Annotated in this window: 25 protein-coding genes; 9 read left to right on the forward strand and 16 right to left on the reverse strand. The window is 51.1% G+C overall.

What is annotated here, in order from left to right:
- The coding region (locus CSQ88_RS11600; protein ID WP_143449386.1) for an IS3 family transposase at positions 1-121 on the forward strand (121 nt) is incomplete at its 5' end.
- Between the two features lie 64 nt (positions 122-185).
- Here CSQ88_RS11600 and CSQ88_RS11605 read toward each other — a convergent pair.
- Positions 186-2,909 carry an ImpA family metalloprotease gene (locus CSQ88_RS11605; protein WP_180273638.1) on the reverse strand — a complete coding sequence of 908 codons (2,724 nt, stop codon included), beginning with the start codon at positions 2,907-2,909 and terminating at the stop codon, positions 186-188.
- 443 nt (positions 2,910-3,352) lie between these two features.
- On the opposite strand from CSQ88_RS11605, the gene CSQ88_RS11610 reads away from it, so the two are divergent.
- The 4 genes from CSQ88_RS11610 (at position 3,353) to CSQ88_RS11625 (ending at position 8,014) form a co-directional block, all read left to right on the forward strand.
- Entirely contained in the window at positions 3,353-4,813 is a 1,461-nt protein-coding gene (locus tag CSQ88_RS11610; RefSeq protein WP_099398260.1) for a catalase, read from the forward strand.
- Between the two features lie 234 nt (positions 4,814-5,047).
- Positions 5,048-5,593: a cysteine hydrolase family protein gene (locus tag CSQ88_RS11615; protein ID WP_099398261.1), complete on the forward strand. Its 546-nt coding sequence runs from the start codon at positions 5,048-5,050 to the stop codon at positions 5,591-5,593.
- A gap of 228 nt (positions 5,594-5,821) precedes the next feature.
- A complete protein-coding gene (recQ, locus tag CSQ88_RS11620) occupies positions 5,822-7,606 on the forward strand; it encodes a DNA helicase RecQ (protein ID WP_099398262.1) in 1,785 nt (594 codons plus the stop codon).
- Positions 7,607-7,693: 87 nt separating this feature from the next.
- A complete protein-coding gene (locus CSQ88_RS11625) occupies positions 7,694-8,014 on the forward strand; it encodes a DUF2845 domain-containing protein (protein WP_099398263.1) in 321 nt (106 codons plus the stop codon).
- 55 nt (positions 8,015-8,069) lie between these two features.
- Here the strand turns inward: CSQ88_RS11625 and CSQ88_RS11630 are convergent, their stop codons facing one another.
- On the reverse strand, positions 8,070-8,837 hold the full coding sequence (locus tag CSQ88_RS11630) for an SDR family NAD(P)-dependent oxidoreductase (protein WP_099398264.1): 768 nt from the start codon (positions 8,835-8,837) through the stop codon (positions 8,070-8,072).
- 108 nt (positions 8,838-8,945) lie between these two features.
- Here CSQ88_RS11630 and CSQ88_RS11635 point away from each other — a divergent pair, with 108 nt between their 5' ends.
- Both CSQ88_RS11635 and CSQ88_RS11640 read left to right on the forward strand, forming a co-directional pair.
- Positions 8,946-9,314 carry a helix-turn-helix domain-containing protein gene (locus CSQ88_RS11635; RefSeq protein WP_099398265.1) on the forward strand — a complete coding sequence of 123 codons (369 nt, stop codon included), beginning with the start codon at positions 8,946-8,948 and terminating at the stop codon, positions 9,312-9,314.
- Between the two features lie 221 nt (positions 9,315-9,535).
- Positions 9,536-10,615 (forward strand): patatin-like phospholipase family protein, encoded by a 1,080-nt coding sequence (locus CSQ88_RS11640; RefSeq protein ID WP_218963073.1) that lies wholly within the window; start codon positions 9,536-9,538, stop codon positions 10,613-10,615.
- 135 nt (positions 10,616-10,750) lie between these two features.
- Here CSQ88_RS11640 and murI read toward each other — a convergent pair whose 3' ends face one another.
- The 14 genes from murI to CSQ88_RS11710 form a co-directional block, all read right to left on the reverse strand.
- Complete coding sequence (gene murI, locus CSQ88_RS11645; RefSeq protein WP_099398267.1) at positions 10,751-11,563, reverse strand: glutamate racemase; 813 nt, start codon at positions 11,561-11,563, stop codon at positions 10,751-10,753.
- Between the two features lie 206 nt (positions 11,564-11,769).
- On the reverse strand, positions 11,770-13,149 hold the full coding sequence (locus tag CSQ88_RS11650; protein ID WP_099398268.1) for a peptide MFS transporter: 1,380 nt from the start codon (positions 13,147-13,149) through the stop codon (positions 11,770-11,772).
- 712 nt (positions 13,150-13,861) lie between these two features.
- Positions 13,862-14,335, reverse strand: a complete 474-nt coding sequence (locus CSQ88_RS11655; RefSeq protein WP_099398269.1) for a copper chaperone PCu(A)C — start codon at positions 14,333-14,335, stop codon at positions 13,862-13,864.
- A 375-nt stretch (positions 14,336-14,710) separates the two neighbouring features.
- Positions 14,711-15,067 (reverse strand): Mor transcription activator family protein, encoded by a 357-nt coding sequence (locus CSQ88_RS11660; RefSeq protein WP_257212572.1) that lies wholly within the window; start codon positions 15,065-15,067, stop codon positions 14,711-14,713.
- Entirely contained in the window at positions 15,064-15,645 is a 582-nt protein-coding gene (locus CSQ88_RS11665; RefSeq protein WP_099398270.1) for a gp16 family protein, read from the reverse strand. The genes CSQ88_RS11660 and CSQ88_RS11665 overlap by 4 nt, the downstream gene beginning before the upstream one ends.
- 67 nt (positions 15,646-15,712) lie before the next feature.
- On the reverse strand, positions 15,713-15,997 hold the full coding sequence (locus tag CSQ88_RS11670) for an HU family DNA-binding protein (RefSeq protein WP_099398271.1): 285 nt from the start codon (positions 15,995-15,997) through the stop codon (positions 15,713-15,715).
- A gap of 38 nt (positions 15,998-16,035) precedes the next feature.
- A complete protein-coding gene (locus tag CSQ88_RS11675) occupies positions 16,036-16,647 on the reverse strand; it encodes a DUF3164 family protein (RefSeq protein ID WP_099398272.1) in 612 nt (203 codons plus the stop codon).
- 107 nt (positions 16,648-16,754) lie between these two features.
- Positions 16,755-16,994 (reverse strand): hypothetical protein, encoded by a 240-nt coding sequence (locus CSQ88_RS11680; protein WP_099398273.1) that lies wholly within the window; start codon positions 16,992-16,994, stop codon positions 16,755-16,757.
- A complete protein-coding gene (locus CSQ88_RS11685; RefSeq protein ID WP_099398274.1) occupies positions 16,976-17,254 on the reverse strand; it encodes a hypothetical protein in 279 nt (92 codons plus the stop codon). Before CSQ88_RS11685 ends, CSQ88_RS11680 begins: the two co-directional genes overlap by 19 nt.
- On the reverse strand, positions 17,251-17,574 hold the full coding sequence (locus CSQ88_RS11690) for a hypothetical protein (RefSeq protein ID WP_099398275.1): 324 nt from the start codon (positions 17,572-17,574) through the stop codon (positions 17,251-17,253). Before CSQ88_RS11690 ends, CSQ88_RS11685 begins: the two co-directional genes overlap by 4 nt.
- A 1-nt stretch (position 17,575) precedes the next feature.
- The gene (locus CSQ88_RS11695; RefSeq protein WP_099398276.1) at positions 17,576-18,796 is read right to left on the reverse strand and encodes an ExeA family protein; all 1,221 of its coding nucleotides are present in this window, start codon (positions 18,794-18,796) and stop codon (positions 17,576-17,578) included.
- A 14-nt stretch (positions 18,797-18,810) separates the two neighbouring features.
- The gene (locus CSQ88_RS11700) at positions 18,811-20,595 is read right to left on the reverse strand and encodes a DDE-type integrase/transposase/recombinase (protein ID WP_099398277.1); all 1,785 of its coding nucleotides are present in this window, start codon (positions 20,593-20,595) and stop codon (positions 18,811-18,813) included.
- 3 nt (positions 20,596-20,598) lie between these two features.
- Complete coding sequence (locus CSQ88_RS11705) at positions 20,599-21,591, reverse strand: hypothetical protein (RefSeq protein WP_099398278.1); 993 nt, start codon at positions 21,589-21,591, stop codon at positions 20,599-20,601.
- A gap of 12 nt (positions 21,592-21,603) precedes the next feature.
- Positions 21,604-21,912: an HTH domain-containing protein gene (locus CSQ88_RS11710; protein ID WP_099398279.1), complete on the reverse strand. Its 309-nt coding sequence runs from the start codon at positions 21,910-21,912 to the stop codon at positions 21,604-21,606.
- 474 nt (positions 21,913-22,386) lie between these two features.
- On the opposite strand from CSQ88_RS11710, the gene CSQ88_RS11715 reads away from it, so the two are divergent.
- Both CSQ88_RS11715 and CSQ88_RS11720 read left to right on the forward strand, forming a co-directional pair.
- Positions 22,387-22,836 (forward strand): helix-turn-helix domain-containing protein, encoded by a 450-nt coding sequence (locus CSQ88_RS11715; protein WP_180273639.1) that lies wholly within the window; start codon positions 22,387-22,389, stop codon positions 22,834-22,836.
- Positions 22,836-23,363 carry a hypothetical protein gene (locus CSQ88_RS11720; protein WP_099398280.1) on the forward strand — a complete coding sequence of 176 codons (528 nt, stop codon included), beginning with the start codon at positions 22,836-22,838 and terminating at the stop codon, positions 23,361-23,363. Before CSQ88_RS11715 ends, CSQ88_RS11720 begins: the two co-directional genes overlap by 1 nt.
- Positions 23,364-23,413 lie beyond the last annotated feature (50 nt).

Consider the following 23,413-nt stretch of genomic DNA (forward strand, 5'->3'; position numbering starts at 1 on the left):
TCTTGAGCAACTAGAGCAAGGCATCGTGGATTACATCCATTACTATAACCACGACCGAATCAAACTGAAGTTAAAAGGGCTGAGTCCTGTGCAATACAGAACCCAGCCCTTGAGCGCCTAGCTTTTAATACTGTCCAACTAATTGGGGTCAGTTCAGACCTGCGGGCTTTTTCTGCATACGCCATTTATTGCGGATAGGCTGGTGTTGCTGAGGCTAAATCCAGCCATTTTCCGCTGGAAACCTGGTTGAATTTCTTTTGGGCCAGCGCATAAAACTGCTCCGGGGCCAGCGGCAGCTTCAGATCGGCCACCGAATCCAGCGCGGTCTGGCTTAAAGGCAAGCCATACATGGCAAAGATTTTACGCACATCCTGCCCGATGATTTTGGAGCTCAACACATAGAGCAGCTCATGATTGCTGATGGTGTTATTGGTGTAACGGCTCATGCCATATTTATTGCCCGCTTCCCACTCCTTACAGACTAAACGATCGGCCTTTGTCAGCAGGGTGAAGTAATCCATGCTGGCCTGCATACCCGGCACGGCTTCTTTGGCACGGTATTTACTGAACAGAAAGGCCAGCTGAAAATGCACCGCCCGCATCGGGTCCTGAGTATCGCCGCCCCAGAGGCGGTTTTCCATATCGGCGCGTTGTGCTTCACCGCTCTTGCCGCTTTGGCGGTTTTCTACAATGTACTGATACAAAGCGGGGTGATCGGTGATATGGCCGTTATCAATCCCTGTAAGGGCGTACTGCCGCATCATATGGGCGCTGGCCAGTATATTGTTATCACACTCAACCAGGCAGCCTTTGCCGTTAAGCTCGATATGCATCACACGCTGCACGGTGTTGTGCCCCAGCTCATGAGCATGCCCCCAGCCTGTACCGCTTATACCCGCAAAACCATCCGAAGGATTACCCGAGCACAGATAGCCGCAAGCCGCTATCCAGCCCACAAAATGCTGTACACCCGGCGCACGGTGAATTGGCCCGTCACACGTCCAGCCCAGTTGCATACACAGTGTGGCCACATTGGCCGACATAGGCATATTGCTGTAGCCATTGGCAATATGGTTGGAATCAAACAGCAGGCCTTTAATCTGATCGACAATATAGACTTTAGGGTCCAAATTGCCCATCGCCTCATTGGCGTAATGAATGGTCTGCTGGATTTCTCCACCCACAAACTTGGCGGTTTGCCAGCCAAAATCTTTGCGCTTTAAAGCGGCAACCGCCTCGTTAATATCCTCATCGCTTTGCGCTTTAGTAAAATCAAAGTGTGAATATCTGGCAGCGCCACGGATTTTCAGCGTCACACTCTGGCCTGCAGCAGCGCCCGCATAATTTAAATACAGCGGGCCGCCAAACGGGCTGACCAGCACCGTTTCACCGCTCGCTTTCAATGGCAGCGTAAACGACTGCGGATGGCGCGGGCGCTTATAGCCCTCGCTCAGCTCATCGGTCAGCGGGTTGCCCCAGGTGCGCAGATAATTACTTTGCACGCCCAGCTTGCCGTTGCTTGCCAGCACTTCGATATAAACCGGCTTACCCGGCACCGCCGCCCGGCCAATCGCCGTTACACCATCAGCCTGAGCAATCGTTACCTCAATGGTTTCGGCACTGCTGCTTACTGGTAATTGCTGCGCAACCTGCGGCATAAAATCGCCCTGCCCGGCCCGTGCAACCGTGGTATTCGCCCGGTTAAAAGCCAGCCACGAATCAGAAGCATAAGTGCGCAAAAATTCAGCAGGCTGAGTGCTGCGATTAATTTTGCCGTATTCAATATCCGGACGGTACAGATCGGCCCACAAAACCAGCAACTGATGAAGATCTGCAGTGGCTTCGGCAAACACATCACCACCTGTGCTCTGCAGGCTCTCCAGCTCTTTATGTATTGCCGTAATTGCATCGGCAGATGATGTGTCTTTACTTAAATCCAGGCTTAAGTTACTGCTGCTCATCTGCGAAATGGCTTGTATCAACAGCGCCAACTTATCGCCCTGCTTAAGGGCATCGCTCACCGTACGCTGGCTGCCTGCCGACATCCCCGCCGTGCTTGCAAAATAATTACCGCCATAGCCACCCAAATCCATGCCCATGGCTTGCAATACCTTGCGCCCTCCTGCCGAATCACCCCAGTTGGGGTGCATATAGATCACGGCTTTGCCGCTTTCTAAATATTTACGGACCTGGCGGCTTAGCTCGGCATCGTCTTTTACCCCTGCGCCAAAGAACAACACATCGGCATCCTGCCAGCAGCTGTTAGTACTGGCGGCCAGATCGCAGGCCTGGGCTTGCGGCGTTTTGCCCATGCGGGTCAGCAGTTTAGTCACACTTCTGGCGTCGTAGCCCGCCGTGGCAAATTTAACGGTGGCGGGCAGTGGCCCGGCCGCCTTGCCTGTTAGCACCCAGTTAAAGGCACGGCTGAACAAAGCAAAGTGCTGATTCTCTTTAGACTGATCAGCCATCCAGGCCAGCACATCCGCGCCATAAGCCAGGCCGCGCCCCTTGCCATACTGGCTGATTGCCGCCAGACCCCGGCCTTCATCCGACACCATTAAGGGCGTGGCAATGGTCGACAGAGCGGGAGTAATTAAATTGCTGTTTTTGCTTAGATTAAGCGTCAGATCAAGGCTGGCACCGCCATAGATATCGCTCAGCGCGGCATTGTTCTGCTGCTGATAACGCTGAGCCAGCAGTAAAGCCTGCTGCAATAACAAGGCGCGATGTGAAGCGTTCAGGCCTGCCGTGCTGCCATTTTTAACCGCCGTCGCAATTAAACTTGCATCGCTGCTGCTGATGGGCACATTTGCCGGGGGTGAAACGGATGGTGAATCAGAGCTGCCACTGCCACCACAAGCGGTAAGCAGGCCCAGCATCAGCATACTCAGAAGAGATTTATATTTCATCAGGGGAAATGCCTCGTTGAAACCGCGCGATTTGCTCTGCTTGAAGAGCATTAGATTTTCATGATATTACCAAGCGCCCCAAAAGCATGACATTGGTGTTTCTAATCAGCAGGGTAAATCATCCACTGGCACGGCCCCTCGCTGCCGCCCGTCAGTAAAACCCTCATTACAGCGATTACTGAACAACAGTGATAAAGATCCTGCACTTGCAATGATAAAAACTATCAATCAAATTTAAACAATCAATTTGTTTTAACTATAGCAAAACTGCATAATCGTTTTCAACAAAAGCGAGGCCACCATGAAGCAAGAAATGTCTTTGGGGGAACTCTTTTGCGAGCTGCTTGCCAGTCTTGTCTGGATGCAGTAATCCCAAACCAAGCGCTGAGCAGGTTGTCCACTGCCCTACCCATGCCTGCAGCGTTAAGCAAAGGAAGCAAATCATGTCATCTAAAAAACTCACCACCCAGGCAGGCGCACCCGTCAGCGATAACCAGCACGCCCTTACAGCAGGCCCGCGCGGCCCGATGCTGATGCAAGATGTTTGGTATATGGAAAAGATGGCGCACTTTAACCGTGAAGTGATTCCTGAGCGCAGAATGCACGCCAAAGGCTCAGGCGCTTACGGCACCTTTACGGTAACGCACGATATCAGCCAGTACAGCAAGGCGAAGATTTTTTCTGAAATTGGCAAAGAAACCCCAATATTCATGCGCTTTTCTACCGTTGCCGGTGAGCGCGGTGCGGCAGATGCCGAGCGCGATATCCGTGGTTTCTCAATGAAGTTTTATACCGAAGAAGGCAATTGGGATTTGGTCGGCAATAACACGCCCGTGTTCTTTTTACGCGACCCGCTCAAGTTCCCTGATCTGAACCATGTGGTGAAACGCGACCCGCGCACCAATATGTTTAACCCCAATTCGCAATGGGATTTTTTCTCCAGCCTGCCCGAAGCGCTGCACCAAATCACCATCGTAATGAGCGATCGCGGCCTGCCTAAAAACTACCGCCAGATGCACGGCTTTGGCAGCCACACCTTTAGCCTGATTTCTGCCGACAACACGCGCACATGGGTGAAATTCCACTTTAAAAGCATGCAAGGCATAGCAAACTACAGCAATGAAGAAGCCGCAGCGGTGGTGGCCAATGACAGAGAAAGCTCGCAGCGCGATTTATACAACAGCATCGAAAACGGCGATTTCCCGCGCTGGAAAATGTGTGTGCAGCTGATGAGCGAGGCCGAAGCGGATAACTACGCAATCAACCCCTTCGATCTGACCAAAGTCTGGCCACACGGTGATTTCCCACTGCATGAAGTAGGGATTCTGGAGCTGAACCGCAACGCAGAAAACTATCACGCCGAAGTAGAACAATCCGCGCATAACCCGGCCAATGTGGTGCCCGGCATCAGCTTCTCGCCAGATAAAATGCTGCAAGGCCGCTTATTTGCTTACGGGGACGCACAGCGCTACCGCCTTGGCGTCAACCACGGTCATCTGCCGGTGAACGCGCCTAAATGCCCGTACCACAACTATCACCGTGACGGGCAAATGCAAATGGGCAACTACAACGGCAGCGCCTACCCAAGCTACGAGCCAAACAGCTTTGGCGGCCCGGTTGAGGTCCCAAGCGCAGCCGAACCGCCTTTGGCGATTCACGGCAGCGCAGATCGCTACAACCCGCTGCAAGATCAGCCGGATGATTACAAACAAGCAGGTGATTTATTCCGCCTGATTGGCAAAGAAGCGCAAGAGCGCCTGCTGGACAATATGGCGGGCGCACTGAGCCAGGTCACAATCAAAGAAATCCAGGTGCGCCAGCTACGCCACTGTTATAAAGCCGATCCGGCTTATGGCTTGGGCTTAGCGAGTCGTTTGGGGATTGATGGAGCTGAGATTAAGTAAATAGATTTGCCAAGCTATAAAGCAAAAAAAAGGTCACTCTGCAAGGAGTGGCCTTTTTTATGCTTATCAGGCATGCGGCTAGTGCATGTTTTATCAGTCCATAGGATTGCGATAAATTTTTAAATATCGAACGAATAAATCCTTAGCCCATGCCCCCGAACTTAATTTAAAATCGCCCGATGCAATGAATCAAAGCGCTATATCTTTCAAAATATCTTTCACCCCAAGGCCACTATGAAAACCGCAATGCTGATCATTGATGTACAAGAAGCGCTCTGCAGTGGCGAATATGCCGCCTTTGAAGCAGCGCAGGTCATTAACCGGATTAATGCTGTGGCCCAATTAGCACGCCAGAATAAGGTGCCAGTGATCTATATCCAGCACGAGGCCAATGATGGCCTGCTTGAATATGGCTCTGTTGGCTGGCAATTAGCCGTGGGCTTGCAAGCTCAGCCGGACGATTTATTTATCAGAAAAACGGCATCGGATTCATTCCACAATACCAATCTGCACACCCTGCTCAAAGACCTTGGTACCGAGCACTTAATTATTTGTGGATTACAAAGCGAATTTTGCGTAGACACCACCGTCCGCCGCGCCCTTGCCTTAGGCTACCCGGTTACGCTGATTGCCGATGGCCATTCCACCGTGGACAACGGCGTATTATCAGCCGCACAAATTTCCGCGCATCACAATGTCACGCTTTCAAACCTAGCCAGCTTCGGGCCACGGGTTAAAGCTATTACAGCGGAGCAGATAGGATTTTATTCAATATCATAATGTGCAGCATTGTAGGGCGTACTCAAAGCGCGACAGCACCGTAGCTTGGGCAAGTTTTATCTGCCCAAGTAACTGCGGTAAATTAAGAAGTGTTGAGCTGATAAAACTTTAGCCCAAGCTACCCTACTGTGCTCCTTCCCACGTAAATCTTCCCCCAAAACCAAGCCAGGTTTTAGCTTCGCCCCGCACACGGGTACAATCCTCCCTTTGCTGCACATAAGATTTGCCATGTCCCCCCATTCAGTCCTCGAACACGTCTTTGGTTACCGCAGTTTTCGCGGTGAGCAGGAAACCATTGTCAGCCATGTGGCGGGGGGTGGGGATGCGCTGGTTTTGATGCCTACCGGCGGGGGGAAATCGCTTTGTTATCAAATCCCCGCTCTGCTGCGGGATGGCTGCGGCGTGGTGGTGTCGCCACTGATTGCACTAATGCAGGATCAGGTGGACGCACTAAAAGAGCTAGGTGTTGCAGCGGCTTATTTAAATTCAAGCCTAAATCAGGAAGAAGCGCGTGATGTAGAAAACGCGTTTATCAATGGCCAGCTCAAGATGCTGTATGTAGCGCCAGAGCGGCTGGTTACGCCGCGCTTTATGGCGCTACTCAAACGCGCGCATATTGGCCTGTTTGCAATTGATGAGGCGCATTGCGTATCGCAGTGGGGCCATGATTTTAGGCCGGAATATCTGGCGCTATCCTTACTTGCCGATGAATTCCCCGGCATTCCGCGCATTGCCCTCACCGCCACGGCGGATCATGCCACGCGCACCGAGATGATAGAGCGGCTGCGCTTAGAGGACGCGCAAAAGTTTGTCTCTAGTTTTGATCGCCCCAATTTGCGCTACGCCATGGTGGAGAAAAAAAACGCCCGCGATCAGCTGCTCACCTTTATCCGCAGAGAGCACGAGGGCGATTCGGGCATTGTGTATTGCTTAAGCCGTAAAAAAGTTGAAGACACCGCCGCCTGGCTGCGAAGCAAGGAAATCAACGCCCTGCCCTATCACGCCGGGCTGGATGTGAGCGTGCGCACCAAGAATCAGCAAATATTCATTCGTAACGAAGGCGTGGTGATGGTGGCGACGATTGCCTTTGGCATGGGCATTGATAAACCCGATGTGCGCTTTGTGGCCCACTTGGATTTACCCAAAAGCATAGAAAACTATTATCAGGAAACCGGCCGTGCCGGGCGCGATGGCTTGCCTGCCAACACCTGGCTGGCGTATGGCCTGCAAGATTTAATTCTGCTCAATAGCATGATTGATAACTCCGGCTCGCCGGACATGCAAAAGCTGGTAGAGCGGCGCAAGCTCGACGCCATGCTGGGTCTCGTGGAGGCCACGGCCTGCCGCCGTCAGACACTTTTGGGCTATTTTGGCGAAGAAAGCCAGCCCTGCGGCAATTGCGATAATTGCATCAACCCGCCCAAGCTGGTGGAAATGACCGAAGCCGCCCGAAAAGCGCTGTCGTGTATCTTCAGAACCGGCAATCGCTTTGGCGTTGGGCATTTAGTGGATATTTTGCAGGGCAAGGCCACGCCCAAGGTAAAAGAGCATTTTCATGACCGCATCACCACCTTTGGCATAGGCAAAGATGTGGATGAATCCGGCTGGCGTGCTGTGTTTCGGCAGCTGTTGGCCCGTGGTGCAGTCCGCCTGAATGAGTCCGGCCACGGCGGCCTGGAGCTGACCGATGCAGCACGGCCCTTACTCAAGGGCGAAACATCGCTGTTTTTGCGTGAGCGCACCGAGAAATTTAATTACAAGGGCGAAAAAGACAGCGATTTTATTACCGGCTCTGATCAGGCCCTCTGGCAAGCGCTGCGCCGCCGCCGCAAAGAATTGGCCGACGAACAAAACGTGCCCGCCTATATTATCTTTGGCGATGCCACACTCAAAGAAATGGTGAGATTACGCCCGGGGGACCATTATGAAATGTCCCGCGTTTCCGGTATTGGTGACAGAAAGCTGGAAAAATACGGCGATGCATTTTTGAAAGTGATTGCAGAGAATATGTAAAGAAATCAACCAGTATAAATCAGCCCGTATATAATAAAGCTCGATATACAGCTCTGAATAAAACCCGAATCATCACAAGGCACAACAATGAAATACCTCTGCGCGCTTAGTCTTTTAGCCAGCATGGCAGCCCATGCCGATACCATGCGCTGCGATCAGCAGCTTGTTAGCAGTGGTGATCTATTAACGATGGCGGCTGAAAAATGCGGCCCTCCCACCGAAAAACGCGAATACAGCATGCCAGCTACTTATCGTAACTCAGCAGGTGATTTAGTAGCCGACCCAAGCAAAGCCCCCATTCAGCATCGGGAATGGACATATAACTTTGGCTCAAGCCGACTCATGATGCGGATCTATGCTGTTGATCAAAAAATAAACAAAATAGAAACCTTAGGCTACGGTAAGTAAATACTGGGGCCAGCTTGCAGCGGCAGATTTAAAAAAATCTGCAGCTTCTTCTGTCTTAATTACGCCCTGCCATCACTCCGCCATCCACATCCCAAACCGCTCCCGTTACCCAAGCGGCCTGATCACTCAGTAAAAAAGCAATCACCTTTGCTACGTCATCCGGCTCTGCAATCCTGCCTATTGGGTGGAAAGCATTAAATGAAGCCATTACAGTATCGATTTGCTCAGCTTCAATAAACGACTGGTAAATGGGTGTTTTAACTACGGCTGGTGAAACCGCATTCACGCGAATATGGTGCGCCGCTAATTCCATTGCTAAATGCTGGGTTAATGAATGCAAACCCGCTTTAGCCATTGAATAAGCCGATGAAGGCGTGGCTTTAATGGCCTGCTTAGCCCACATTGAGCCAATATTGACAATTGATCCGCCCCCGTTAGCCACCATATTTTTAGCCACGGCTTGGGTAATAAAAAAGGTAGCGCGATTTAAATTTAAATACTGATCGTACTCTTGCGCACCATGCTCCAGGAATGATTTAGGGTTAAATGATCCGGCTGCATTCACCAGATATTTAATATGCTGTTCATGATTTTTGGCAAAGTTAATTAAGCGCTCAATATCCGCTGCATTAGATAAATCAGCCTGCAGGGTTTCAATTTCACCAGTGCCAGCTAATTGCTGCTGAGCTTGTGCTAATTTGGCGGCAGAGCTACCCACAATCACGGTTTTAATGCCTTGCTCTGATAAACGCTTTGCCGTGCTCAGGCCCATACCGCTTGAGCCGCCCACAATAAGGGCAATCGTTTGATTTAAGTTTTTCATTAGTGCGTCTCCGTTAAACAGTAAGATGTGAAACAGAGTTTATTTCCCCCCTGGCCCCATGAAAACTAGGCACAAAACGGTGGGGTAGGCACAAATGGGTACATCTTGATGATTGAACAGAGCAAAAAATTTTCTAAAAAAACCGCACCAGAGCGCAGTGCACGCATGGTTGAAACCATCTGCGGCTGCAAATGGTCGCTTACTGTGTTTAGCCTTCTGGCGAACGGCATCAGGCGCCCAGGTGAGATGGTGCGCTGCGTGGATGGCTTAAGCACCAAAGTGCTGAACGAGTGCTTACGCAAAAATATGGAATTTGGCATTTTAGAAAAAACCATCTACCCCGAGCTGCCGCCGCGCGTTGAATACGCCCTTACCCCTCTGGGTGAAAAATTCCTTCATATCCTGGATTCGCTGGAAAAACTGCAGCAAGAAATGGATAGTACGCCAGCCAATCCGGAAATCCTTTCTGATAAATAATTTATAAGAAAGAAAAAAGTTAGAAACTAAATAGAAAATCCATAGACCATCATCTATCTTATTGAAAGCACTTCGCCAAATTTTTCATGTCTTTTGTAAGCACCCAGCGAAGATGCGTTCCTCCTTAAAATAATTTTAAGGAGCCATTCGTAACATTGTATGGAGTGACTGAGATGGCGGCGGCAAGCAAAAAATCGACAAAATCCCCCAAAGTGGTTCTTGTGCTTCAAGGTGGAGGTGCCTTAGGCGCTTATCACATTGGTGCTTATGCTGCGATGCAGGAAGCAGGCTTTGAGCCTGATTGGGTAACAGGTATTTCTATAGGTGCAATCAATGCGGCAGTGATTGCCAGCAACCCGCCGGAAAATCGCCTTGAAAAACTGGAAACACTCTGGGAATCGATTTCCCGCCCAGATGGCTGGGGCAGCTTTTTATCAGGGAAAAGCCTTTGGGCTTTTAATCAGTTTAATGTGGCCGAAGCCATGCTGCTGGGCCAGCCTAATTTCTGGCTGCCACGCCTGCCCAGCCCGCTTTTATTGCCATCGCTGCCAACCGATCAGGCCAGCTTTTGCGACACCACCCCTATGCTCAGCACCCTGCGTGATTTAGCCTCTTTTGAAAACTTAAATGCAGGAAAAACAGCAAGGCTAACGCTTGGGGCCACCAAAGTAGATACAGGCGAGCTGGTGTTTTTTGATTCTGCCACACAAAAAATTGAAGCCGAGCACGTACTTGCCAGCGGCTCGCTTCCGCCTGGCTTTGCAGCCACAAAAATCGGTGATGAGTATTACTGGGATGGAGGCTGCGTCAGCAACACACCTTTAAACGCAGTACTGGATGACAAGGGCGAAGATGACTTGTTGGTGTTTATGGTGGATTTGTGGAGCGCCGAAGGACCACTTCCTACCAGCATGGATGCCGTGGCATGGCGGCAGAAAGAAATCCAGTATGCCAGCCGTAATACCCAAGTAGAGGCCGCCTGCACCACGCACAATCTGCGCCGCGCTCTGGCCCAGGCCTCGCCAGACACTAAAGCCGTAGGCAAGGAAAGCGCAATCGATGTGCCACAACGCCATATTGATATTGTGCACATTACTTACACCCCCAGCGCAGAAGAAGGCTCTTGCAGCGATGCTGAATTTTCCCGCCCATCCATAGCCCGGCGCCGTGCGGCAGGCTATGCCGATATGCAGGAAGCGCTGGCTCAGTCACCATGGAAAAAACAAGAAAGAGCCGCCCATATCGCAACCACCCTGCACCGCTTGCAAGCAGGCAAATTAGATACACAGGTGTGTTTATAGGGAGATGTCAGTAACCTTGTTGCATCAACACCGTCAAAATCGTCGCCCCCGAGTGGTTTTATCGGGGGTCCAGCAAAGACTCTGGATTCCCGATAAAACCACTCGGGAATGACGATCCTTTGAATGCGTTTAAAACTAGAGATTCACCCGCTCAATCTTATTCAGGCTGCGCCCTAAGAAGCGCTCGCCGATGCTCTGGAACTTTACCGGCACATCGGTCACGTAAAAACGATAATCCGGGGCCTGATGAGATGGGTTGGCCATTCCGGAAGATTGCAGCAAATCGGCCGCCTGATCGGCAATGGATAAGGCTGAATCCACCAGCTTCATCCGCCCGCCCACTACATCAAGCAGCAGCGGTTTAATCAACGGGTAGTGGGTACAGCCCAAAACCAGCGTATCGATTTTTTCTACAAACACGGGCTTTAAATATTCCTGCGCCGTCAGTTTAGTAACGGCATGATCCAGCCAGCCTTCTTCTACCAGCGGCACAAACAACGGGCAAGCTTGCGAATACACGCGATAGCCGGGGTTGAGCTGATGAATCGCACGGGCATAGGCATTTGAATTAATGGTGGCTGGCGTGCCGATCACGCCAATGCCGCCGGTCCAGCTTACATCCACCGCATTTTTGGCTCCCGCCTCAATCACGTCCAGCACCGGCACATTGGCGCTGGCCCGCACCAGATCAGCAGCCACCGCCGCCATGGTATTACAGGCAATAATCAGCATTTTTACCTGCTGGTTTTGCAGAAACTGGGCAATTTCCTGCGTGAAATGAGCGATGGTATCCACCGATTTCACCCCGTAAGGCACACGGGCGGTATCGCCAAAATAAATGATATTTTCAAACGGCAGTCTGTCCATCAAAGCACGCACTACGGTTAAACCGCCTACGCCAGAATCGAACACACCAATTGGATGAGAAGGAAGAGATGGATTTTGCATGGGATGGCATTTTACGCCGGAGTACCGATCTGAGCGAGCCGGATATTGGGTAATGCTGGCTTATATCGCATATTTTTTGCTGATAAACAGGAAAACACACTCTGAAACCACTTCAGCAGCAGCGCTTATCGCGCTTCACGGTAGAAATAAAAATGGCCCGTTTCACTGAAACGGGCCATCACTCAGGTATCAATGACTAACGATACTTAAGCCACTTCCGGGTGCATCATTTTTTGCAGCTTCTTAGTCGACAAGAGCAAGAGTGCCGCTGCGGCCATCGCCATCCCTACAAACAGCATAAAGAATTCATAGATGCCGCTGATTTGGTAGCCCATAAAGCTTGGTATGGCCTGGCCTGATTCCGGGTAAAAACCCGCCAGGATACCGGCAAACCAGTTTGCAGCCGCGCTGGCCGTAAACCAAACCGCCATCAACAGCGATGCAAAGCGTGCAGGAGCCAGCTTATTCACCAAAGACAAACCAATCGGTGAAAGACATAACTCGCCCATGGTGTGCAGCCAGTACATAGTCACCAGCCACATGATCGATACTTTTACGCCCGGCTCGATATGCTTCACGGCCATCGCAACCACGATATAACCAAAGCCAAGGAATAACAGACCCCATGCCATTTTGGTTGGCGAGCTGGGCTCTGCGCCTTTTTTAGACAAGAAAGTCCAAAGCGAAGCCAGTACCGGTGCAAAAATCAGCACAAACACAGGGTTTAAGGATTGGAACCATGATGTGGGCACAACAAAGCCCAATACTTCACGATCAAGCGATTCAGCCGCAAAGAATGTCAGCGAAACACCTGCCTGCTCAAATGCAGACCAGAAAAAGATCACGAAGAAGGACAATACGCCAATCACGATAATGCGTTCGATATCCACCTGCGTGAGCGGGGTATCGCGTTTAGCGCGCTCTTCTGCACTGATTTTACCCGGAGCCCGGCCAATGAGCTGGCCAGCCGGATCAACCAGATATTTATCACGGAAAGTAATAAAGATCGCCAGAGAAATCAGCATACCTAAGCCGGCCGTTAAGAAGCCCCAGCGAAAATCGGCCGGATTACCTGTGTCGCCCAAAGCGCCGCAAATCAGCGGAGCCATAAACGAGCCTAAGTTAATCCCCATATAAAAAATGGTGTAGGCCGTGTCTTTGCGACTGTCGTTTGGCTCATAAAGCTGGCCAACCATGGTCGAGATATTGGGTTTAAAAAAGCCATTGCCCGCAATAATAAAACCTAAGCCACTGTAAAACAGCGGGATCGCAATTTTAGCTTCTTGAAACCAAGTACCCGCAAAGAACAAGAGAAACTGCCCCAGTGCCATCAGCAAACCGCCCACCACAATAGAGCGGCGATTACCCCAGAACCGATCGGCTACATAACCACCAACCAGGGGGGCCAGATAAACCAAGCCCGTATATTGGCCATACAGTGCCGAGGTAAAGTGCTTGTCAAACGACAAAGCTGAAATCATAAACAGTGCGAGTAAGGCACGGTTACCGTAGTAAGAAAAGCGCTCCCACATTTCAGTGGCGAATAAAAGGTAGAGGCCTTTAGGGTGGCTAGACTGTTTTGCCATCTGGGCATCCTTAGTGAGTGTGAGTGTTATATTGCTACTATTAATACCTTACAAACAGGCGGATGCGTTACTAAAAATAACCACTTTTTAGCTGGTAATTTTCACATCAAAGGAACTTCATTCCTAAAAACAACACTAAGGCGACGTAAATTTTATAGATTCAGGATGTGCAAAATCCCCGCAATGCCGCGTAAATACTCACTTTTAGTGCTGCAATTTTTCATGTAAGGAAATACGCCCAGGGGAATATACCAGGAGCCAGGTAAGAGCTTGGCTTTTAATGACAGGAGATTGCTTGATCTAGCGCAGATATTGGCTTTTTATGCTTATGATAGGATCATAAACATAAATATATTTGATAAATTAAATGATGAACGGCAAATAGTTGCTAAACCCATAAGAAAAACTTAAGTAAGAATACATACAATATTCTTACTTAAACAGAAAACAATTAAGCGGGCAGAAAGCAAGTTTACAAAGCGGCCATGGCCAGCCCGGCAAGCCATTATGGCCCAGCCAACCAAGCTCTGGCGAAGAGGCTTTTGGCTTAAAGCAAAATACCGCAGCCACAATCCATCCTTAAAATACACAGCGCCCCACAGAGAAACCCTGGTCTGATGGTTTTCTCCGCGAAGCGCTGTGAGCCTGCAAAAGCCAGCTACTTTAAAGCTGGCTGGCACTCAGGCACCGCCAAAAATCTTGCCGGTCAAAATTAATGAAAGTGCCCTTCTGCGGCTTTAACACCCATATCACGCTCCTGCACCATCACCGATACTTCTACTGATCCTGATTTTTTGAACTGCAATTTAAGCGGAAATTTGTCCCCTGCTTTTAGTGGCTGCTTCACGCCAAAAATCATCAGGTGATAGCCCATGCCCGGCTTCATCTTAATGGTTTCACCGCCCTTCACCTCCAGCTCTGGCACCTGGCGCATTTTCATCACATCACCTTCCATACTCATGGTGTGGATCTCTACCCGCTCAGCCCGATCGCTGCTTGCCGCAATCAGCTGATCATCCGCAGAACCTTTGTTTTCCAGCCCGATATACACCGAGCCAATGTCTTTACCCGGCAAGGTAGGCACCGAATACGGATGCACCACCCGAATCTCCCCGGCCTTGTATTCATGGGCAAAAGCAGTAGCAGACACGCAGACAGCGGCCAGTAGTAAAGCGATTTTTTTCATTTTTATTTCCCTTAAAAGAGGCAGAACATGGATCTGCCAAAGTAATAAACGAGCGTTACATCATGCTTAGGGCGGGTGAAACCCGCCGTTTTCCTGGCATTTCATGCAAAAGATTGATAGGTTGCACCCCATACGCGCTCAGCGATTTGGTTCTTAGTAGTAAACAACGAAAAAACACAATAACCACGCTCTCGGCACGGGGCTTAAATCTCCCCTTGAAACACGCCGGATGAGGGGGTGTGAGATAAATCCACAGGGGTGTGCACGATAAGTGGGACTAACTGGAATGATACGGGAAGGTATGGGACTGTTGAAGTGAAATACTCTTGCTGCAGGTGAAACGCAAAACGAGCCACAATTTTGGCTCGTTTTTGTTTACACAAACAGATCCTGCTGTCTGCGGGCGATCTCTTCCAGCCGTACTGTTTTGACTATCTTATAGATCCACTGCAGCGACACACCAAATTTGCGGGCCAGATCGCTGTGATTGGTGCCGTCAAACTCATCATAAATCAGCTGATCCCGTTTGGATAATCTCACCGACAAGCCCATCGGAAAATAAATATTCTGCCCGCCCCAATGTGCGGCCATCCGGTCGGCAATTTCGCTGGCCAATTGCGCGGCTTTTTCCTGGTCGATATTCGCAAGCTCAACCAATGCCGCTGCGATATTGTCTGTCAGATCCACCAGCAACTCTGGCCCCTTGCTGCGAAAATTTTTATCCATGCTCATGATTTTTTCTTTGAATGATTCAAATGATCCGTCATGAATTCCCACACCGCGTGCATCGGATCAAACGCGCCACGGCTGGTGAGGCTGAGCAATCTCGCCATCTCAATCTTCACCTCTTCAGTGCAGCCAACAGCGTCAATCTCTTGCTGCAGCTTGGTGACGGCGGCGGGTAGAAACCGCATTGCCCATTTTTTGAGTGATTCAATCAGCGTTTCTGCCTGCCTGTGATTAATCCACTGCAGCGCCTCTACACCTGTAATTCGTTTCACATAAGCACCCAGCGCCGCCTCTGATGGATTTTTAACGCCACCCAAGTCATGCAAAAACAACCACAGCGCCCGGATTTTTTTGCTCGTTTCTTCCTGATCCAATGGTCGGCTTGAACCCGCCTTTGCAGATGTCACTTTAAAACCCCGCCGTTTTAAATGGGCCAGCACTGCCAGTGCTTTCGGTACGCTTAAATTCTTGGCCGACTCAACACCCGCAATCTCTTTCAACATGGCGCGATAGGTGTCGTCATCCATTGCAAGTTGTTTTTTTGCAATGTGGATTTGAGCTAAATGAGCATTACTCGCCATGATCAGATTCCAGATTAAATTCACTTCGCACAGCGCCCTTATAGATAAAGGCGCTGTACGCAGAAAATTAACGATTCACTGCCGTTTTCAAATCCTTGCTCACGCTAAATTTAGCGGCGCGGCTGGCGGCAATCGTGATGGTTTCACCCGTGCGAGGATTGCGGCCCTCGCGCTCTGCACGCTCCGCAACCGACAACTTGCCCAACCCCGGCAACGTCACATCATCACCATTAGCCAGCGCCTCTTGCGTGACCTCACCCAATGCACTGAGAAACGCCTCGACATCGGCTTTGCTCATCTGACGGTCTTGAAGCTTGATTGCTAATTTGTTGATCAAGTCTGCTTTAAACATGCTTTGCTCCTTTAGAGCGTTAAAAAAAAGTTTTACTACTACACCCCGGCAACATCTAAAGAAATCGCCTCATATTTGCCTTCTTTACCCACCCGCTCATACACCCTGATATAGGGCACCGTACCTTGCACGCGCAGGCTCTCGCCCAGGGCTAACATCGCCAGCTCCCACTTGCCCGTGGCATCCACCATTTGCAAACGGCGCAGGCCCAGCACACGGCCTGCGCTGATTTTGCCTTCCTTATCCACCTGAAAAGCGTCATTCACCAGCACGCGGATATTCGGGTTTGCCCCTTCTGACCAGCTATTCACGCACTCATCAATCAGCGCCTTCGCCGCCTGCAGCCCCTCATCGAATGTCAGCACGTCATGCATAGCGCGCACAACTTTGTACTGGCCGTTAAACGTGGTCAGCGTCACATTGCCTTTTTTACCGCCGATGGGCGCGTTGTAGCGCTCAAAACTCAGATCGCAAAACGCCTCCACATCGCCCATCAAATCCAACTTAAATTTACGCAATAATTCGCGCATTTTCTTAGCTTTATCTACGATCTCCTTAACCAGTTTGTCGCGTTCGAGATCAATTTCTTTAATGCTGGCCACGGGGACCTGGCGTCCCTTAGCGTCTTCCATAAAATCTTCAGGTTTCATGACTTCACTCCAGCTTTTAGACGCATCTTCAGTTTTTCCAGCTCGCTGCGGGACTTCTGCATGCGCTCCGGGGTAAAAAAATCCTGGCCACTGTCCGGGCGGGGGATCTACCAACTTTTAGGCTGATAGCTTTTGCCCTTTTCCCTTGTTGGAGGTAATGGCGGCGGGCGCTCATCAATACCTGCCACGCCCGCCGCGATCGTTACCAGCTCGGCCTGGTAATCATCCCAAACACGGCGGCGAGCCAATAAGCGATCCATCCCGCCCAGCACCAACTTATCTACCTTGCCTGCCAGCTCAGCACGGGTGGCCTCGTCCAGATCGTGCATCACGCCGCTTCGCGCCATAAAATATGCACGCCATACAACTGGGTGCTGTGCACACACACCCGCACGCCCTCAACATCGCGCACCTGCATCTTGCCCAGCATCACATTGCGCAATGCCCGGCGAAAAACCGCGTCAATCTCCAGCGTGATTGCATCGTCTGCTGGCACTACTTGCGAGCTGGGTATCACCCGCAGTACTGGCACTCCAAACCCACGCAAACGGCGCAGTGCCTCGTTTTCGCGGTTCAGCACATCGGGCTTCAATACAGTAGCGCTCATGATTTCACCTCCAGCCATTGGATCAGGCAGCCATTCATTTCAAACTGCCACACCTCAAACGTCCCCGTGTGATTGCAAACGCAGCGCACCCGCTCGGCACCAAAATCCGCTTTAAATTTGGAGCAGTAACCGTGGGCGTATTCAATAAGCACAAACGGTTTGTCAGTCAGCTCATCCTTGCTGCCCTGCAAAGCCACAGACAAACCCTTGCGAATCAGCCAATCGATAGCGCGTAACGACATAGTTACGTTTTCAGCGACCTTCATCGCCTTGGCCAGCCCTGGGCGCTGCAGATCCACTGCATGCATTGCGATTCCCATCTCACACCCCCTTCACTACATCAGCAGTAACAACCGGCGCACCCAGCTGCGCCGCCAGATTCATGCATGCAGTCAGCAGGTTGCCTACTGCCAGCGGGTACAACAGAGAAACGGATTCATTTCGACCGGATCGGTTGCTGGCCAGAGTCAGCTTGCCCCGCAGCGCCTCAACACCGCTCGTGTCGATCACCTCGGCCACCGGCTTATTCATGCGGCTAAATTTGAATTTCAGATAATCATCCAGCCTTGCCCCATCCAAAGGCAGCAGCTCCACCACTTCGCAGCGCTGTACCACCTCGCGCACTTCAGAATTGCGTTCGGAGAGCTTCGCTTTTAGCTCTGGCTGGCCCACCAAAATAATGCTCAGCAGCTTTTTGAAACCCATTTCCAGCTCAAAAAATCGCTTTAAGTGCTTCAGCGTGGCAATCGGCAGCGAGTGGGCTTCGTCGATAATCAAACAATGGCTGTACCCTGCCTGATGGCTGTCGCACAGCGCAGTGTGCAGCTGCTTAAACCGCGCTTCTGGATTAACCCGGTTTCTTTGCAGCGGGGCCACCGCGCTTTTAATCGCCTCAACGATATCGGAGGCTTTCAGCGTTTTACCGCTGCGATCATTCCCCTCCATCGCCAAAACGTAGGGGCGGATAATCATAATCGGCAGGTTTTCGCGCAGAATACGGTCTTGCAAATCACGCATCAGCGTGGTTTTGCCCGCGCCAGATTCAGCCACTACAGCCATCATTCCGCCGTGCTTAGCGGTCTGAAACATCGCTTCCCGCACGTATCGCACATCCGGGCTGATATACATATCCTCGTGCGACTGCACCGCCTCATCCGCAAAAGGGTCTCGAAACAGCCCAAAGTGCTTGCGGGTGGCTTGATGCAGAGTTTGTTTTCGTAGCAACATAACGTCATCCTCGTTGAGTGCAGTTTTTGAATGGTGAATCCGCGCGTTTTGAACCTGATCGTTATTAACCCGAATTCCTGTAAATGCTGCAGGGCTGGGTTCAATTTCAAATACGTACTGCATTTGCGCCACAGCCGCGCCGTGCTCCGCTAAAAATGCCAAAATGGCGGCTTTTAATTCGTCTGTACTTCTCTGCTTGGGCCAATCATTGTGGTTAATGATTTGCGCTACACCCGCATCTGAAACACCAATGGCGGTAGCCAAATCACATTGCTTTATTAATAAAGAGTGCAAAACGCCTTTTAATCTCAACATTTTCAGCTCCCTAATCAGGCCGCTTTAACGATGCGCAGCGGTGTTTTTTTGTCCGCAGCAGGGCTAATCAGCTCAGCGGCGATTGCTTCGATTTGTTCTTGAGGCACGCCCGCTGGATAGCGCTGTGCCAACCATTGGAAACGCTCGCCTGACCACGCCCCACCGGCATTTTCAACAGCGGCTTTGAGCAATTTGGCGGCTTCAATATGCGTGAGCGGCTGGAACTCAATCAGGGGTGCGATCAGGTTATGCTCGGTACCACGGCGCGGCAGATAGGTCGGCAGCTCGGCATCATCTATGTGTTTATAAGGATCAAGCTGGCCTCCAAAGGGCAACACTTTGGCTTTGCGGGCGGCTTCAGCGTCAATCAAAGAGTCTGTACCAGTTACCAACTGCTCAATACGTTTAACCGCAACTTGAGCCGGTGTTTCTGCATGGGATTTAAATTCACCAAACGTCGCCGCTGTGTCCGCAAAGCCGTATTCGTTTTTCACCACTTCCGGCACGATGTGGAACACCTCCATGCCGTCCTCATTCACCAACACCACCTGCGCCGCATCACTGCGCCAGGGGTTGCGGGTGATCATCAGCTTTTCGCCCACCATCACATCCGGCACGCTGGACACATCAAACTCACGCCCTTGGAATGACACGCGCAGCTTAGGTGACACCTTGCGGCTTTCCGGCTCGGCCACCGCCAGCTCCCGGCATACCTCAAGCGAGGGTGCTTTAATCAACTGGCTGGCTAAAATGGTCATCCACATCTGATTGCGGGTCTTGCCATGGCGGCTATGCACGGCGGTAGCATTAAAATGAGCACGCCATTTCTTAGCCAGTGCATTTAACTCATCCAAATTAGCCACCGGCTGAAACTTCAAACCCGGCTCCAGCTTGCGTTCGATAATATTGCGGGCGTTTTCAACTTGGCCGGTGGCGCGGGCGCTGCCTGCCTTATGCACCACCATCTGAATGCCCAGCGCCCGACACAGATTTTTAGTCATGGATGCCGTATTGGCCGAGCCGGGGTCCAGATTCAGGATCTTCGGCACCCCGTGCAGCAGGTCTGCACCGCCACGCTCCTGCATGGCATTAATCAGTACCGAGCAGAGGTTTTCACCCGACTCTGCCCCCATCACGTATTCCACATAAATCCAGCCGCTGCAGTGTTCGGTGATCTCATAACTCCACACCCGATCCGCCGCAATTCGCGCCACGTTTTTAGGTTTGTTTTTATAAAACTCCGCGTGATCCATCACCCGCAGCCCGTTTGCATTCAGATCAATTGACGGCTTCAGGTAATACAACACGCATAAACTGGCATCGATTTGCCAAACATGATTAGGGTGCAAGCTGGCCAGCTCCATCACGGGTGCAGGGGCCAGTAATTGATCTGGGTGCAGGCCGTAGCTACGCAGTGCCCGTGAAATCGTAGTGATGGAGAGCGGCCGCACTTCACCCGATGCTTTATCAACACATTCCGCCCGAATCATGGCATTCGCCCGCAGTGTTTCCACCGCATCCGCCACCGAATACAAGCGCTTGCCATTTTTACGGGTGGATTCCATCAACAGAGCCGAAATCAGCATCGCCTCCTCTCTGCCCAGCTGGCTTTGCCCCGCATCGTTGCGCTGTTTTCTTGGTGGGGTCACGGAGACTTCCTTTAATTTTCTGGCCAGCGTGCCGGGGGAAAGGCATAGATCACGGCACGCTATTTCATAAATCGCCCCTTTGCCGCCATGCCCGGCAAGGCGAGCGGCGTGTGCCACAGCAACAATGCGTTCGGTAAGGACGGCGCTCATGGTTTAAGCCTCTTCCTGCGCGGTGGGCAGCGGGGCTTCTTCTCTCATCCAAGCGGGCATCACTTCGCCATCAGGGGCTTCTTTAATACTGAATTCACCGCGCAGCTGATTGAGTGCAAATTGCAATTGCCCCAATAGCCCCGCCATAAAATCGTCATGCATAAACCCATGCTGTTCGGTGTGCTCAGCTAATGCGGCAAACGGTTTTTTTAATAAACGCAGTGCTATTTCGGCTGCTGAGACTTTTTGACTCACCTCAACCCTAAGTTCATCCCCCACATCAATCGGGTCCATTTCTGCAATCAGTTTTTCGCGCTTAGCTAATTCAATTTTCAGTTGGTCGCGTTCTGCATTGGTATTGGCCTGTAACTTGCTAAGTGCCTGATAGTTTGACTGAGACTCTTCTCTTGCTTTTTCACTGGCCGCCAGTGCTGCCTTAGCCTGCTCTTTTTCCTTAGCGTGCTTAGCAGACAGATCATCAATCAACTCCAGCAGCGCTTCTTTGTCATCGCTTTTGGCTGCCTCTGCAATGACTGCCTTTTCATCTTCTGGTAACTGGCGCAAGTCGCGCATGGTGCCAGGGCCGATACCAATTTGGCGCATCGCATCAAATAGCTCGGGGCCGAGTTGCTTTAGATGATTAATATCAACGTCAATTGCCTCACGTGAGCGGCCTTCGATACGTTGGCAATACTCTTCCCAAGTGGTAATGGAATACCAGTTTCCACTTTCATCAAGATGCTTGAAACCCTTGTATTGCTTGGATTCCTTGATGCGTTGCAGGTCGATCAAATCGGTAACGGATAACAGTTTTCCAATCATCAACGCCATTGACCTGCGGCCAATCCGCTCGCCTATCATCTGTGTGACCTGTCTTTGCTCATCGCTAAAAGCGGCTTCCATTCGGCTTGCCAATTGCTGATCTGCCATGATTTTTTCAGCAGGCAGAGCAGGTAGTTCGACTGTTTCAGTGATACTGTTTTTAGTGCGTCCCATCTCACATCTCCTTTAGTTCATGGCCCCAGCCACGATACGGCGGTTAATTTCAGTAATCCGGTCCTGCAACTTCGCCACATGCTCGGCATGGGCCTGGGCGATTTGCAGCATGGCAATGCTGTGCGCGAAACGCCCGTTGTCCAACTTCACCACCAGACCCGCATCAATTAGATCCGCCATATCGCGGGTGATCGTGACCGCGCTGCAACCTAAAGCATCCGCAAGGTCTTTATTAGATAAGCCGGTAATCGTGTGGCCGCGCAGTGCTTTAAGCACTTGCAATACCCGGCTGCCCTTGCCGCTGGCTTGGGTCTTACTCATTCCTCCTCCTTGCCAGCCTTGCTGGCGGTTAATGTCCACAGCCCATCCCTTCGGCATAAATAGCGACACAATTCCTGTAGAAGAAAAAGTCATCGTAGGGTGGGTTAGGCCGCATCTTGACGCTCATTAGTGCCCTGATCTATTTCGGCCGTAACCCGCCATGACACTGCGCTGCGGTGGGTATGCCGCCAAAGCAGCGCCCGTATTTAATGCGTCTTCTGGTCTAACCCACCCTAGGGATGCATTCCTTATTTAAATTGGGTAGATACTTATGCCCCTAAGGCCTGTCACCTAATTAAATAAACACTTTCACCTAGTGAAAACTTATTACCGCAACTGAAACCGAACAGGCATAATTAGTAAGCTAATCAGCACATCGGCAGCAGGCTGGGCTTTACAAGGCCTCAATGGCATACCACAGGGCCCATGCCATAGTGATTATGGAATCAAATGATTCCAATTTCAGGGTATTTTATGGATATTTTTAATTCCATCGGGGACAGGCTGCGTGCAGAGCGCGAGCTTATGGGACTATCCCAAACCGAATTCGCTGCCATCGCCGCCCGAGCCGGTGTAGCGGGCGCCACCCGCCAATCTCAATCCCTGTATGAAAAAGGCAAGCGCCAGCCCGATGCGGGCTATCTGGCCGCTATCGCCCATGCCGGGGCCGATGTCGCCTATATTCTGACTGGTGAGCGGGATCATCCCGCGCCACAGCGGCTGAGCGCAGAAGAACAAATTCTGCTCAATGAATTTCGCGCCATGGACGAAAAAACCCGAAAACGCATCCTCGCCTTTGCCCTGAGCGGCGAAACCCCAGCCAGCAGCAAATTTGCCGTAGCAGGCCACGTGGGCCAGCAAATAGAATCCGTGAGCGGAGGAGATTTCAGAATTGATATGACGACAAGCAGGAAAGAAAAATAATGCAGCAAAGCGTGAAAATAGAAGGCAATGTAGGCGTGGCCGTGAATGCCGAGCACGGCGCAGCGATCCATTTTCATCTGCCGCAAAGCAATACGCCCCACAGTGCCGCCCTTAACCATGCCGTCTCCAAACTCATAAAAACGTGCACCGACGGCCAGTGCAAAGAAGAATTAGAAAAAATCAGCCAAACGCTCTACGGCATCAGCCTGTTTAAAAGCCTGCAACTCGAACAAATCGCCACCTTGCAAAGAATTGCCGAAGTCATCCAAACCCGCAGCCAGCGCGACGCAGAAAAACACCAACAAACCAAGGCCTTACTCGCAACAAAAGAGCAGGCCAGCAGCCTGATCACCCAGCAGCTAGCCCAAAGCCAGGCCGATTTAAACCAAGCCACATGCAGGGCCAATGATGCGCTGGAAAAAATGCATCAGCCCTGTATGGGCTGCGCAGAGCACATCCGCAGCAAACGCCTTGCCGCCGCTGTTTTACTACTGCTCATTATGGGGATGATGCTTTGGAATGGGTAAATAGCCATTGAGTATCAAACCCCTGCAGTCACACCATACACTGACAAAGA

The sequence above is a fragment of the Iodobacter sp. BJB302 genome, from assembly GCF_002735645.1.
GTDB lineage: Bacteria > Pseudomonadota > Gammaproteobacteria > Burkholderiales > Chitinibacteraceae > Iodobacter.